The 14,493-nt window shown below is 63.5% G+C and carries 12 protein-coding genes and 1 pseudogene; 9 read left to right on the top strand and 4 right to left on the bottom strand.

All coding sequences use genetic code 11. From position 1 onward, the window contains the following. Window positions 1–14: 14 nt before the first annotated feature. Together K369_RS01815 and K369_RS26930 are read right to left on the bottom strand one after the other, a co-directional pair. The gene (locus K369_RS01815) at window positions 15–344 is read right to left on the bottom strand and encodes a hypothetical protein (RefSeq protein WP_036286834.1); all 330 of its coding nucleotides are present in this window, start codon (window positions 342–344) and stop codon (window positions 15–17) included. Window positions 345–540: 196 nt separating this feature from the next. Then, window positions 541–789: a hypothetical protein gene (locus K369_RS26930; protein WP_198032993.1), complete on the bottom strand. Its 249-nt coding sequence runs from the start codon at window positions 787–789 to the stop codon at window positions 541–543. 333 nt (window positions 790–1,122) lie between these two features. Here K369_RS26930 and K369_RS01805 point away from each other — a divergent pair, with 333 nt between their 5' ends. From K369_RS01805 to K369_RS01760, 9 genes are all read left to right on the top strand, one after another. Further along, on the top strand, window positions 1,123–1,530 hold the full coding sequence (locus tag K369_RS01805; protein ID WP_036286830.1) for a biopolymer transporter ExbD: 408 nt from the start codon (window positions 1,123–1,125) through the stop codon (window positions 1,528–1,530). A 17-nt stretch (window positions 1,531–1,547) separates the two neighbouring features. Further along, on the top strand, window positions 1,548–2,228 hold the full coding sequence (locus K369_RS01800) for a hypothetical protein (RefSeq protein ID WP_036286828.1): 681 nt from the start codon (window positions 1,548–1,550) through the stop codon (window positions 2,226–2,228). Between the two features lie 19 nt (window positions 2,229–2,247). Further along, window positions 2,248–4,725, top strand: a complete 2,478-nt coding sequence (locus tag K369_RS01795; protein WP_051948732.1) for a TonB-dependent receptor — start codon at window positions 2,248–2,250, stop codon at window positions 4,723–4,725. A gap of 2 nt (window positions 4,726–4,727) precedes the next feature. Next, window positions 4,728–5,339 (top strand): MotA/TolQ/ExbB proton channel family protein, encoded by a 612-nt coding sequence (locus tag K369_RS01790; RefSeq protein ID WP_036286824.1) that lies wholly within the window; start codon window positions 4,728–4,730, stop codon window positions 5,337–5,339. Between the two features lie 29 nt (window positions 5,340–5,368). Continuing rightward, a complete protein-coding gene (locus tag K369_RS01785) occupies window positions 5,369–7,273 on the top strand; it encodes a bifunctional 2',3'-cyclic-nucleotide 2'-phosphodiesterase/3'-nucleotidase (RefSeq protein WP_036286821.1) in 1,905 nt (634 codons plus the stop codon). A 591-nt stretch (window positions 7,274–7,864) separates the two neighbouring features. Next, window positions 7,865–8,149, top strand: coding sequence for a DUF2282 domain-containing protein (locus K369_RS01775; protein WP_036286815.1), 285 nt, complete (start codon window positions 7,865–7,867; stop codon window positions 8,147–8,149). A gap of 40 nt (window positions 8,150–8,189) precedes the next feature. Next, a complete protein-coding gene (locus K369_RS01770; protein WP_036286811.1) occupies window positions 8,190–9,059 on the top strand; it encodes a DUF692 domain-containing protein in 870 nt (289 codons plus the stop codon). 14 nt (window positions 9,060–9,073) lie between these two features. After that, window positions 9,074–9,835: a DNA-binding domain-containing protein gene (locus K369_RS01765; RefSeq protein WP_036287566.1), complete on the top strand. Its 762-nt coding sequence runs from the start codon at window positions 9,074–9,076 to the stop codon at window positions 9,833–9,835. Further along, on the top strand, window positions 9,832–10,317 hold the full coding sequence (locus K369_RS01760) for a DoxX family protein (RefSeq protein WP_036286808.1): 486 nt from the start codon (window positions 9,832–9,834) through the stop codon (window positions 10,315–10,317). The genes K369_RS01765 and K369_RS01760 overlap by 4 nt, the downstream gene beginning before the upstream one ends. An 11-nt stretch (window positions 10,318–10,328) precedes the next feature. Here the strand turns inward: K369_RS01760 and K369_RS01755 are convergent. Continuing rightward, window positions 10,329–11,012: pseudogene (locus K369_RS01755) on the bottom strand (putative DNA-binding domain-containing protein); the annotation flags it as partial. 711 nt (window positions 11,013–11,723) lie between these two features. Then, window positions 11,724–14,288, bottom strand: a complete 2,565-nt coding sequence (locus tag K369_RS01750) for a TonB-dependent receptor (protein WP_036286805.1) — start codon at window positions 14,286–14,288, stop codon at window positions 11,724–11,726. Between the last annotated feature and the right edge of the window lie 205 nt (window positions 14,289–14,493).

Raw genomic sequence — 14,493 nt, 5'->3', positions numbered from 1 at the left:
CGGCGATTGCGGCTTCAGGCGATCGGAGGTCGAAGCTCTGGAGAGCCGGTCAGCGAGGCGGGGTCCGCGTCGCTCGCCGCGAGCGCCCTGGCCTTCGCCGCGACGGCGGGGATGACGAAGAAGGATTCGTTCGGCGCGGCGACGGGCGAAATCTGGGCGCAGGACACGGCCGCGCAATCATCCGCGGCGACCGAGCCGCGATTCCCCGCCGCCTTGTGGCAGTCCGTCATGGCCGCGGCGCTCATGCCCTCGCAGCCATGACCAGCGCGCGCCAGCGGCGCGGCTCCGAGGAGCAGCGAAGCCAATGCGAGCATGGGGATGAGCGCGCGAAGCAAACGGAGCATATGTTTTTCTATCATCGACCGACCATGCGGTAAACCCGGCCCCTCGCGCGCATCGCCGTCGATCGGTCGTCGAAACCTTCGTCGGTCTCGGCTGCGTCGTCCGAGACCGACGAGCACGGCGTCGAGCGTCAGCTCGCTGTCTTTGCGCGAAGGCCTGCGGCCCCACCGAGCAGGAGAAGAAGAAGCACACGGACATTCATTCGAGGATCGCCCTTATTATTGGGCCTTTGGCGCGGGAGTCGAGTTCCTGCGGCCATTGCCGAGATCGAAATGCTGGCCGTCGACTTCGATGCTGCGAATGCGCCCAATTGTCGGTGAGCGCCTTCTGGCTCAGGCCGGTCGTCTGCGAATATTGCGAGGCCGTCGCGCCATTGGAGGTGATGATACGGCCCTCGGGGAGCGCCCGGTCGATGATGGGGCGCGCTGTGTCTCTAATAGCCGACAAAGCGCCCTCCGAAAGCGAACAGTATCTCCAGGTCTCGGCGACTGCCGATCGCCGATAGCAGCGGTCCTCCATCGCCTGCCCGATCCGCCGCCGCGGGTGATGGCGCGTCCAGCAGCGCGACAAGCGCGCGCAGATTTGATTTCCCGGCGCCTGTGGCAGAAGCGCAACAATAGCGCTGGTGTGCGCCAACCTCAGCAAATGCCGAGCCGATGGGCCAATTAAAGCAAGCAGACGTCTGAATTTTGAATTTTAGACGACTTTTCTTGTCATGAATCTGAATCGAACGCCCCTTCATGAGTAACCGAATTCGGTTTCTACGTAGGGAGTTCGCCGATGCGGAATTGGCCGGAGCGCCGCGAACGACACGCGCGCATCGAAATTATTCCGATGATCGACGTGATGATGTTCCTGCTGGTCTTCTTCGTATTGATCAGCATCAATGTGCTTCCGGCGCTCGGGCTCAAAGTCACGCCGCCCAGCTCTGCGCATCCAGACAAGGTCGTCGAGCGCACACGCGTGACGATCGGCATCGATCGGGCCGGCGAAACCTATCTCGACGGCAAGGCCGTCCCGCTCGCCGAGCTCGCCGAGCGCTTGCGCGGCCTCGCCACCGAGGAGAAGCCGCTCGCCGTGGTGATCAGCGGCGATGAAGGCGCGGGCCTTCAGAGTCTCGTCTCCGTCCTGGATGCGCTGAAAGCGGCGAAGGTCGCGAGCGCCTCCATTGTCACGAGGCCGAAATAGTGCGGCCGAGGCAAGCGATGGACAGGCTCGATGTCGCGAGCAACGGCGCCGGCCTCGCCGGCGTGCTGACGCTGCTCGCGCTGGCGCTGACGATGGGGCCGCAGACGACTTTCGTCTCGCCCGCCGATCCGGGCGGGCAGACGGAGATCGCGCTCGATCTCCCTGTCGAGGCGGAAGCGTCCGAGCCCCCTCCGCCCGAGCCGCCGCAAGAGACGCCGATCGAGGCGCCGCAGCCGCAAATCCTAGAGGAGACGCCGCCGCCGAGCGACGCGCCCGCGCCCATCGCCGCGCGACCAAAACCGCAGAAGCCCGAAAAGCCGAAGCCGAAAGTGGATGAACATCCGCGCAGGGAGCGCAGCGACGATTCCAAGGCCGATGCGAAGAAGGAAGCGCGCGAGAAGCCCGCGGCCGTGCGGCGGGGCGAGGCCGGCGCGGCCGAGCGGACGTCCCACGCTTCGGGCAACGTCTCCGCCTTCCGCGCTTGCCTCGCCGGCGCGCCCTACCCGAGCTCCAAGGACGCGCGGCTGCAGAAGCCTTCGGGCGCCGTCGGCATAGCGGTCTCAGGCGGCTCGGCTTCCGTCACCAGCAGCTCAGGCTCCGCCATCCTCGACGCCGCGGCGCGATCGCGCGCAATCGCCTGCGCTTCCGCCGCGGGCGGCGGCGCGCTCAGCGGCGTCGTCGTCTTCCACCCGAGATAGTCGCAACCGAGGTCCTCCGATGAAGTTCCATGTCCTCACGCTCGCCCTGCTCGCCGGCGCCTCGACGCCGACGCTCGCTCTCGCGCAATCGGCGCAACAGCCGCAGAAGCCGGCGCATGACAGCCGCTCGCAGAGCGGTCTCACCGCGGCGCCGACTGATTTCGGCCGCGTCGATATTTACGGCAATGGCGCGGCCGAACCCGCGCCGGACGGCGTCACGCGCAATGATCTCGGCGGCGGCTTCATGATCGAGGAGGAGGCGGTCAAATCGCGCTCCACCGTGACGCGCGACGCCATCGCGAAAATGTCGCCGACCTCCAACCCCTATCAGCTCATCAACATGCTGCCGGGCGTCAATGTGTCGAGCCCGGACAATTCCGGCCTCAACGGCGGCAACATCACTATCCGTGGCTTCAACAGCGACCAGATCGGCCTCACCATCGAGGGCATGCCGGTCAATGATTCGGGTAATTATGCTCTGTTCCCGCAGGAATATGTCGACAGCGAGAACATCGAGCAGATATCCATCGCGCAAGGCTCGCCCGACCTCGACAGCCCGCATATCGGCGCCTCGGGCGGCGTCATCAACATCTATATGCGCGATCCCTCGAAGCGCCGCGGCGGCTTCGTCGATTTCTCCTATGGCATGCATAATCTCGGCAGGGAGTTCGCCCGTGTCGAAACAGGTCAGATCGGCGATTTCCGCTCCTATCTGTCCTACTCGCATTACAGCGAGAATCACTGGGTCGGACCCGGCGCGAACAACCGGCACAACGTCGAGTTCAAAGGCGTTTGGGAGCCGGGCCAAGGCAATCGCGTCAGCCTGTCGGTCATCTACAATGACGCGGTGAATAATTTCTACCAGAACCCGACGATGGGCTCCTACAATCTGCTCGGCGCGAAATCGGCGGGCTTCAATTCCGCGCTGCCTCTCAGCTTTTTTGCGCCCTCTGCCGCGTCGCCCCCGGCGAGCTGGGACCGCACGGCCAATCAGGCGGGCCTCTACTACAAGCTGCGCATCAATCCGTTCAAGAATCTCATCGTCAGCGCGCCTTCGACCTTCGCGATCGACAGCAACATCACCTATGACGCCATTCCCTATTTCTGGTACGGCTATGGCAACGGCGGCGGCACGGCGAGCGCGACGGAGAACAATTTCTTCTACGGGCGCTTCAATGTCGGCGCGGCGGACTACAATGGCAATGGCGCGGTGATCGCCAATGATCGTGGCCTTCTCTATAATCCCTCCGTCACCGAGACGCTGCGGCCGGGCCTCGTCAACAAGCTCACCTTCCAATTCGAGAACCATAAGCTGCAGCTCGGTTACTGGTTCGAATATGCGAACCACCGCCAGACCGCGCCCTATGCTTTCCTCAATGCGAGCGGCGGCGTCGTCGATCCTTATGTCGACTCCGGCGCGATCTCGCTTCCCGGCGTCGGAACTCTGGAGCGCCGCGACCAGCTCACGCAGACCGTCACCAATATGGGCTTCGTCGGCGACAACTGGTCCCTGCTCGAAGACAAGCTCTCGATCGAATCCGGCGTGAAGGTCGCCTCGATCCATCGCTCCGTCTACAACTTCCTGCCGGGCGTCACGCCGCTCGTCACCCAGAGCGATCTCGTCGCGCTTCCGCAGGCCGGGTTCCGCTACCGCTTCTGGGACGACCACCAGATCTACGCCTCGGTCGGCACATCATTCAAAGCGACGCCCAATTTCGCGCTCGCGGATTCGGCCTCCAACTCGAATGGCCGCATCACGCCTTTCAACCGGCTCGCGCCGGAGCAGAGCGTCACGGTCGAGGTCGGCCATCGCTATCAGGGCAAGGATTTCGCCACTGCGCTCGCGCTCTATGGCGCGCACTATGTCAATCGCCAGGTCTCGACATTCGCGATCTTCCCGGGCTCCACGGCGTCGCAGTCGACGACGATCAACGCCGGCGCGGTCGATCTGTGGGGCGTCTCCTTCGAGGCCGGCACGCGACGCATCTATAATTTCCGTCCCTATGTGTCGGCAAATTATCTGCAGACCCGCCTGCTCGACGACCTCTCCACGACGGCCGCGGCTCCGGTCGGCGCGGGCGTCCCCTCGGTCGCGGACATGCTGCCGACGAAGGGCAAGCACCTGCCGCGCGCTCCGCAATGGACGGGCGCTTTGGGCCTCGACTATGACGACGATCATCTTTTCGGCAATCTCGGCTTCAAGGTCATCAGCCGGCAATATTCGACGCTCACAAATGACGAGTCGATCCCGGCCTATGGCCGTCTCGACGCGGCGATCGGCTATCGCTTCGACGACATCGCCTTCGGCAAGCGGCCGGAGCTGCGCGTGAATTTCTACAATATCACCAGCACTCACTCGCTTTCCGGCATCAACGGCGTCCAGAGCAATGCGCTGCCGAAGATCGGACGCTATGGCAATGTCATACCGGCCAGCGTCCCGACCTATTACGTCGGCCAGGGCTTCTCGGCGACGGCGACATTCTCGATGGGCTTTTGACCATGCAGATCGATCACGCCTTCTTCCACGAGATCTGCATCGACATTCTCTACGGATCTCTCGTGCTGCTCGCTTTCGTGCTCATAGAACGGCTCGTCTATTACGGGCTGCTGGCGTTGCGCTCGCGCAGGATCAGAGCCGCGATCGAAGCGCATGCGCTCGGAAGCTCGACGACGCCGAAATCTTTCGGTCCCGACGAGCTGAGCCGCAGCTTCGCCGAATATGTCGCCGCGCAGAATGAGCCCGGCTGCACGCGCGCCCGCGTCGAGGATCTCTCCTCGGCGCTGTTCATCCGCGTCGACGCCAAGGTCAGCGCGCGCCTATGGATGCTCGACACCATCGTCACCGCGGCGCCGCTGCTCGGCCTGCTCGGCACAATTCTCGGCATCATGGACACGTTCAACGCTCTGTCGTCGGGCGGGGTCTCCGATCCCGCGGCCGTGAGCCGAGGCATCGCCGCCGCGCTCGTCGCCACGGCGGTCGGCATCGGCACGGCGCTCGTCGGGCTCATCGCCCATAATCTGCTGCATCGCCAGGCCGACGTCATCATCGACGGCTTCAAGAGCGCGCTGCTCGCGGCGACGCGCGACCGGCTGCCGGCGGCGGCCGAATAGCAAGGCGCGAGCCGAAGAGGGAAGCGTCCATGCCAATCACGCGACGTGAGCTTCTCGCCGGGAGTGCGGCGCTCGCCGTGGGCTTTCCCACCATCGCCCGCGCCGCGCCGCGCGTGGAGCTGCGTCTGCTCGAGACCTCGGACCTGCACATGTTCGTGCTGGACTGGGATTATTATCACGCGCGGCCGGACCCGACCGTCGGCCTGAGCAAGATCGCGCGCCTCGTGACAAAGGCGCGCGCGCAAACGCAAAACGCGCTGCTGTTCGACAATGGCGATCTTCTCCAGGGAAGCCCCCTCGGCGACTACGTCGCGCGGCAGGGGATGGCCTCTGGCGCGCATCCCGTCTTCCGCGCGATGAATCACATGCGCTATGACGCGGCGACGCCGGGCAATCACGAATTCAACTTCGGATTGGACTTTCTCGAGCGGTCGCTCGCCGGCGCCGGCTTCCCCTATGTGAGCGCCAATATCGAGCGCGCCGATGGCGCGGCCTTTCTGCCGCCGTTCCGAATTCTCACGCGGCGGCTCATGGATGACGGCGGCGTCGCGCAGGAGCTGCGGATCGGGGTCATCGGATTCGCTCCACCGCAGATCATGGTCTGGGACAGAGCCCATCTCGAAGGCCGCCTGCGTTGCGGCGACATGGTCGCCGCCGCGCGTCGCCATGTGCCCATTGTGCGCGCGCAATGCGACATTCTGGTCGCGCTCTGCCATTCCGGGATCGACGCTCGCGCCGCGGTGGACGCCGAGAACGCCTGCCTGCAGATCGCCGCCATCCCCGGCGTCGACGCGATCATGATGGGGCACGCGCATCGTGTCTTTCCGGGACCCGATTACGCCGGCGTCGCGGGCGTCGACGCCGAGCGCGGGACGCTCGTCGGCGTTCCGGCGGTGATGCCGGGCTTCTGGGGCAGCCATCTCGGCGTCATCGATCTGACGCTCGCGCACGATGGCGACCGCTGGGTCGTCGAGCGGTTTCGGACGGAAGCGCGGCCGATCTTCGCGCGCGAGGCCGGAAAAGGCGTGGCGCTCACGGACGCTGATCCCGCGATCGCCACGATCGTCGCGCCCGAGCACGAGGCGACGCGACTCTGGGTCGACGAGCCGATCGGCGAGATCGCGACGCCGCTCGTCTCTTATTTCGTCTGGATCGGGATCGATCCCGTCGGCGCGCTCGTCAATGCGGCGCAGATCGCCTATGCGCGGCCGCTGCTCGAGGGAACGCCTCACGAGCAGCTTCCTCTGCTCTCCGCCGTCGCGCCGTTTCGGGTGGGCTACACGCCCGATTCCTATATCGATCTCGACCCCGGCCTCGTGGCGCTGCGCCATGTCGCGGACATCTACCCCTATCCCAACACACTGGTCGCCGTGCGCGTGACCGGCGCGCAGCTGCGCGAATGGCTCGAATGCGCGGCGCGCGTGTTCCGGCGCATCGATCGCGACGCGTCGGAGCCGCAGCTTCTCGTCGATCGGCGCACGCCCTCCTATAATTTCGACGTGATCGTGGGCGTCGACTATCGCATCGACGTCTCGGCGCCGGCGCGCTACGATGCGAGCGGCAATCTCCGCCGCGACGCCGCGCGCATCGTCGATCTGCGCTACAACGGGCGCTCGGTCGATCCCGAGCAGGAATTCGTCGTCGTCACGAACAACTACCGCGCCGACGGCGGCGGCAAATTCCCCGGACTCGACGGACGAAACGTCGTGCTGCGCGCGCCGGACTCCAATCGCGACGCGGTCGAGCGCTTCCTGCGCCGGGGCGAGCCCATCCCCAATGCGCGGCCATGGTCTTTCGCGCCGCTAGGCCGCCGCGTCACTGTCGCCTTCGACTCCGCGCCCACGGCCGCCCAGCGTCTCGCCGAGGCGCCCGGACTGCGCGCCACGATGCGAGAGGAAGCGGGGTATTCGCGTTACGAATACGACCTCGCATGAACGCATGACGCGCCTTCGAAGGCCAAAGACGCGCGCATGACTGTAAATCGGATCCCGTTCTCGACCCCTTTTCAGGAATCTGGTGTTTGCAAAATCAATCGCTAATGCGATTGACCTCACGCCGATCGACGTCGTGTCCCCGCGCCGACTTACATGCCTCGTGCGGCGCGTTTGGCGGCGCATCTTGGTCGTAACCGCCGCACCCGTCGGGTCAACCTCATGTCCGACAAGTTGCGCCTATGAAGCCAACGAAAACGCTCCTCTATTCGAACCGCGCCATTGCCGACCTCGATCGCGCGATCTCGCTCGCCCCGCGCGAATCCGTCGCGCATCTCCTTTCGTTCCTCGCCCCCGAGGGCCGCACCGCCGCGCCGCCGTCCGAAGCGCAGGACACGCCCTTTATCCTTCGCGGAAGGCCGACTTCCTACGTGATCGATCCCCGAGGGCGCGTTTTGGGCTACAGGCGACCGCGGGTCCGCCGGTGTCTGCGACCTCCGCCCCTTGCGCGGGGAATCGAGAGTCCGTAACAATTTTCCCAGTTGCGCGAATTTAGCTTGCACGCCGGCTTCGGCTCATAAGAGGAGGCATTGGATGGATCGTCGTTCTTTCAATCTCGCGCTGGTGGGATCGCTCACCACGGCTCTCACCCTCTTGGCTTCCGCCGCTCCGGCGGAGGAAGAGGGCAAGGAAAAATGCTTCGGCGTCGCCCTCAAGGGTCAAAATGATTGCGCCGCCGGCCCTGGAACGACCTGCGCCGGATCGTCCAAGATCGATTATCAAGGCAACGCCTGGAAATATGTTCCGCGCGGGACCTGCGTCTCGATCGAGACGCCCTTCGGCAATGGCTCGCTGGAGGCGCTCAAGCGGCGCACCTGATCTTCGCGACATTCCGTCACAAAGGCGCGCGGGGAGCGGCATGGGCGAAACCGTTTCGACCTTTTCGTCCCGTCTTCCTGCTCTCGCCGGGGTCGGCTTCAAGCCGGCGCATTTCGATGCGATCTTCTCCGGCGCGCCTTCCGTGGGGTTTTTCGAGATTCACGCGGAAAATTACATGGGCGATGGCGGTCCGCCGCATCGCCAGCTCTCGCGTCTTCGCCAGGAATATCCGCTTTCGATTCACTGCGTCGGGCTTTCGATCGGCTCCAGCGAGCCGATCGATCGTCGACATTTGGAGCGATTGCGCGCTCTCTGCGACCGCTATCGGCCGGAGAGCATTTCCGAGCATCTGGCCTGGTCGACGCATGGCGGCGTCTTCTTCAACGATCTCCTGCCGCTGCCCTACACGCGCGAAACGCTGGAGCGGGCGATCGAGAAGGTCGACGAGATCCAGAGCTGTCTCGGGCGGCAGATTTTGCTGGAAAATCCAGCGACCTATCTCTCTTTCGTGGAAACGGAGATTTCCGAGCCCGAGTTTCTCGCCGAGATCGCCGATCGCAGCGGCTGCGGATTGCTTCTCGACGTCGAGAACATCTATGTGACGGCGACGAACAAGGGCTTCGTCGCGGCGGCCTATTTGTCCAGATTCGCTTTCGCTCATGTGCGCGAAATCCATCTCGCCGGCCATTTCGAGACGCGCGGCGCGCGTGGCGAGGCTTTTGCGCTCGACGCCCATTGCGCCCCTGTGGGCGAGGCCGTATGGGCGCTTTTCGGTCAGGCGCTCGCGCAGACAGGTCCTGTCGCGACCCTCGTCGAATGGGACAATGAAACGCCCGAATGGGCGGCGCTCGCGCAGGAGGCGCAGCGCGCGCAATCCGTTCTCGACGGCGCAGCGCGGCGGGCCGCATGAGAGAGACCGCGCGAATGTGGGAGAGAGCGCAGGCGCAATTCGCCGCCGCCCTGCGCGAGGCGCGTCTCGCGGCGCCTGCTTCTCTGGTTTCCGAGAGGGGCGCGGCCGCCGATCGTTTCGAGGTCTATCGCAATAGCGTCATCGGCGGGCTCATCCGGGCGCTGGCCACACGCTTTCCCGCGGTGGAGCGTCTCGTGGGCGAAGAATTTTTCGCCGCAATGGCGCGCGAGTTCGTGCTCCTGCGGCCGCCGACCTCCGCTGTGCTGCTCGAATATGGCGAGGATTTCGCCGATTTCGTCGCGGGCTTCGCGCCCGCTTCTGAGCTGCCCTATCTCGCCGATGTCGCGCGGCTCGAGGATGCGCGCGTACGCGCCTATCACGCCGTCGACAGAGAGCCGCTGTCGCCGCTATCGCTGGCCTCGGTCGCTCCCGATCGTCTGGCGGAGCTCACTTTCGAAATTCACCCATCGGCCTTCGTCCTGCGGTCCGATCATCCGATGGTGACGATATGGGCGATGAACGCGGGCGAAGCCGAGGCGGCGCCGCTCGAGCATTGGGACGCCGAGGACGCTCTCGTGACCCGTCCGCGAATGCGCGTCGAGACACATCGCCTCGCGCCGGGCGGAGCGGCCTTCCTTCAGCGCCTCGCCGCGGGCGCCGAATTCGGCGACGCCGTTCGCGCCGCGATCGCCGAGGAGCCGACATTCGATTTGTCCATGGCGCTCGTCGAGGCGCTCACGGCAGGATTTTTCACTGCATTCAGAGGTGACACATGAATGATTCCGCTCATGAAGCGACGCGGCCCGCATCGGGAGCGTCGCTCTGCGTCCTCACGCAGCGCGTGATCGGGGCGCTCGAACGCATTCCCTATTCCCTCATCGCGCTCGGCGCCCGCATTTTCCCGGCCGCCGTCTTCTGGCAGTCCGGACAGACGAAGCTCGAGGGTTGGCGCGTCTCGGAAAACGCCGTCTATCTCTTCAAGGAAGATTATAAGCTGCCGCTGCTCGATCCCGTCGTCGCGGCGCATGCCGCCACGATCATGGAGCATGTTTTTCCGGTTCTGCTCCTGTTCGGTCTCGCGAGCCGGCTCGCCGCAGCGGCGCTGCTCGCCATGACGCTGGTGATCGAAATCTTCGTCTATCCCGACGCATGGCCGACGCATGGCGTCTGGGCGACCTGCCTGCTGCTCGTCGTCGCGCGCGGACCGGGCGTCGTTTCGATCGATCGCCTGCTGCCGCGCCGGTGCGCGCATATGTGAGAGCGGGCGCGTCACGCGGACAGCGAAATTCTCGTCACCAGACCGTCTGTGAACCATTGCGCGAGGAACCCGGCGGCGCGCTGCAACAGAGTCTCGTCATTGTTCTGAAACTCGAGCAGCGTGCAAATATCGCCGAAGCTCTTGCCGTCTCGCGCCTCGATGAGCGCGAGACGCTCGTCCTCGCCGATCTCGCGATAGACGGGCTCGTCGTCTCTGCGCCAGATGAGAATCGTTTCGACGCTTTCTTGATCGGGGCGCTCGGCCTCCTCCCCATCGACGAGCGCGCCGTAGAGGCGCGCGACCCCTTTGGCGAGGTCGAGCGTCGCGACGCTCGGATGAAATTCGAAGACCAGTCGCGGCCAGTCTTCAGCCTCTGTGGCGGCCAGCGCGTCTATGGCGAGCGTCGGACCATCCGCAGCATCGAACGCATCCGCCAAGCCTCTCTCGAACAGCGCGAGATCACAGGCCGCTCGGTCGCTTCTCCACTGCGGGCTCTCGCGCATGAACTCGGGCAAACGCCACGCATACCATCGCGCATTGCGATGGCGCGACGGCGCCGCGGCGATATACGCCTCGACCAGAGCGCCGAAGGCGTCATCGCGCATAAATTCACGCAGAGTCGGAAAATCATTGGAGATGAATTCGGCGAGACGCAAACGATAGGCGTCGACATAGACTCCGAACAGCGTCTTGCGATCGGCGCGCGGCGAATCCCGATATGTCCGCCGAGGCGGCTTTCATTCAGGAGCGAACATTCTGTCGAGACGGAAGCCCAGCGCCGATAGGATGTGTATTGCTCGGCTTTCGTCCCGGATACCGGAATGTCTGTTGTCGATGCAATCGGACGTTCGCCCCCGCGGGCGGAGGCGCCCGCAATGGGTCAAACTTTCACATTCGCTGTCCCGAGGCGTGCTGTGCACGCTGCTCCGGCCGGCGAAACTGCGCCGTCGGCGAACGCCGATCTCCTCATCACCGACAATCTCGCCGGCTTCGAAGCCAAGGGTTGCGTCTCTATCGAGACTTCGCGAGCTCGACGCGCCGACGGGTCCAAACGCCAGCTTTCTCGTCATTCCATCGCTCACCGACCGCTCGCAAGTTGGTCGTCGCACGTCCATTCGATGTCGTCGCTCGTAAGCCCGAGGGTGAGCAGCGACTGCGATGACCCGAGTGACGTCGTCGGATCGATCATCGCACGTCGAGATTGCTTTCCAAAGATTTGAGCGCCATGAGGTCGTGAAAGTCGAGCGTGTAATCGCAGGCACCGGCGATTGCTGTCGGAATGGCGCTTTTGAAAGGATTATCTGAGCTCCGCATAGCCCATTGCCCCAGCGTTCGGGCGCGCACGCGAGGACCATTTTCGGCTCACGTCGTTCGCGCAAGAGCCTAGCCGCCGACAGCGCTCGATATTAGTCGAGCGTGACCTTCAACGTACCGCCGAAAGTGCGCGGCAGATCTTGCAAGCCGACGGTCGCCGGCGAAGTTGTCGTCCCCGCCGTCCACGAGGTGAAATAGCGCTTGTCGAAGAGGTTCTTGCTCCAGACCGACAAGCTGTAGCGCTTGTCTTCCGTGCGCAGGCCAAAGCCGAAATCGACGAGAGAATAGGCCGCCTGCCAATATTGAAACACCGAATGCGGATCAGTGAGCTGTGTTCTATCTTTCCAGGCCACGTTCACATAGGCGAAGCCATTGACGGGAGCGGCCCAGCTCGGCCCGAAATCGCTGAACAGAGGACCCAGAGGATGTTCATAGTCGGCGCCTATGTTGAACGCCCATTTCGGCAGATTCTCCCAGCGGGTGTTGGAGCGCGAAAGGGTCAGAGGCGCTTTGATGAACCCCGCCGGGACGGGATTGGGCGTTGGCCATATCCAGTCGGAGGGAGGAGCCGCATTGGCAAAGTCGATGTAGCGGACCTCGGTGTAGGCGCCAGAAAGGTTCAGTTGCAGGCGTTCGATCGGACTCCAGCGCCCATCGAACTCGACGCCGCGCAGGCGTATGTGAGGTATGTTGCCGAGATAGGTCAGGCGCAGAGGCTGGCCAGTGCTGTCGAGATAGCTCGTATCGGTCAACTGGTCCTGAAGATTGAAAATGTCGGACCAATAGAGATTCATATTGGCGACCAAGCGCCCGTCGAGCCAGCTCGTCTTGGCGCCGATCTCGTAATCCCACGAGGTCTCCGGCTTCGTGACCACCGATTGAAAGCCTTTGAACGTAAGGCCATCCATGATCGGCAGCGCGGAAATATTGATCGCCCCGGCCTTCTCGCCACGCCCGACAAGGCCGTAGAGTGTGATATTGTCGTCGACCTTGTATTTCGGGTTGAATATCCCCGTGAACATATTGCGCTTCTTCGTCTGGCCGCCGGTGTCGAAAATGCCGGCGCCTGTCGCCCCGCGAACCGCCGTATAGACCTGCTGCACCGAATAGCTCGTGCTCCAGGCGTTGATCCAGGCGAAATTGGAGCCCTCCTTCACCTCATAGCTGTCGCGCAGGCCGAGGGTCAGAGTCCATTTCTCATCGAGATGGTATGACGCCTGGCCGAAAGCGGCGAGCTGAAAAGTGTTCGACTTTCCGGTCTGGCGCTGTTGGAAACCGCGCTGCAATGCGGAGTTATTGTACCACTTCGCCGCGTCTGTTCCAAAATTATTTCCTGAAAAATCCCAGAGCTTTTCATAGAGCGAATAGATTCCCGTCTGCCATTCCAATTGCCGATCCTTGGGCGAAGCGAGCCGGATCTCCTGCGAATATTGATCGACCCAGATATTGCCGTATCCATTGTTCGTTTCGGTCCCTTGCGCGCCCCCGGCCGGCGTCTCGGGAGAATTTGGATGGGTGTAATATTGCCCCCATGCCGAGATCGACGTGAGCGTATTCTCGCCGATTTGGCGATCGATCTGATTCGACACGCTCAATGTCTGGGCCTCGTGCGTTCCGAAGCCGACGACATAGGGCCTGTAGGGATCGAAGGTGAGGACCGGCCGGCCGAGTCGGTTCCACAATGTCTGCGAAAACTTCGTCCCGAAGGTTCCGTTCGCATAGAGCACGGCCGAATCCGAGAAGGGGCCGCGTCCCGATTTCCCGTAATTGTTATATTCGTAGGAGCTCGCGCGATTGAAGATCAGGCGGTCGGTGAATTCGTCGCCGACATAGAGCAATTGCCCGCGCACGCCCCAGCGATGATTGTTCAGATAGCCGGCCCCGGTCGCCTGATCGCGAATCCAGCCGTCGCCCTGATCGAGATAAAAGGCGACGCGATAGGCGAGCTTCTCATCGATGACCGGCCCGGTGACGTTCAGCTTCTCGATGATCCGGCTGTAATTGGCGTAGGAGGTCTCGAATGTCGCCTTGCGGTCGAACGAGGGCAATTGCGTGCGCACGCCGATCGTGCCCACGGTCGTGTTCTTGCCACCCGCCGTTCCCTGAGGGCCGAGCCCTATCTCGAAGGAATCGAGATCGACATAGTCGCCCCACTGAAAGCCGACATACTTCCAGAAGACATTGTCCTGCACGAAGCCGGTGTCGGACTCGCCGCCGATTTGCAATACGCGTCCCGATCCCATGCCGCGGATCGCTGGAAGCGATGTTTCTGGATTGCCGGTGTTGGGCCTATAGTTCGGAACGCGTAGCGCGAAGTCGTCGAGGCGATCCAGACGCTGCTCCTCTGCCTTTTCGCCATTGATGATCGCGGCGGACCGGGGCGTCTCCAGCAGCACCTTCTGCTCTTGCTTCGTCAATTCCCCCCGTTGAGCGCCCACGGTCACGTCGGCGATGGTCGCCTCCTGACCTTGCGCTCGGCGGATCGCGCTCGCGTTCGCTATGCCGAAAGCGCAAGAGGCCAAGCAGACGGACGATAAGATCCGATTACGGAGACGATCGGAGTCGAAACGGCTGCGCCAGGACGCATGCCGGCGCTTCCGCGCGTCAAATGGCTCGCATGACGGCCCGCGAGGAAGAAATCGATCGGCAACGGGCATGACGCCTCCGATAATACATATTGCAGATCGATAATACTGTATTATAAGGCGTCTCCTTCGTCGAGCCCGTCCGCGAAGAAAATGCGCGGCGAGGTGCGAGCACTACAGCTGCGCGATGCCGGCGGATGCATTGTTCCCCACGTTCTCTGATATATTGGCGCCATTAGATGTATTATGCGTCGTCCCTGCGCGGATGCGGAGCCGG

The sequence above is a fragment of the Methylosinus sp. PW1 genome (assembly GCF_000745215.1).
Taxonomy (GTDB): Bacteria; Pseudomonadota; Alphaproteobacteria; order Rhizobiales; family Beijerinckiaceae; genus Methylosinus.
This window is presented reverse-complemented; position numbering and strand designations above follow the sequence as displayed.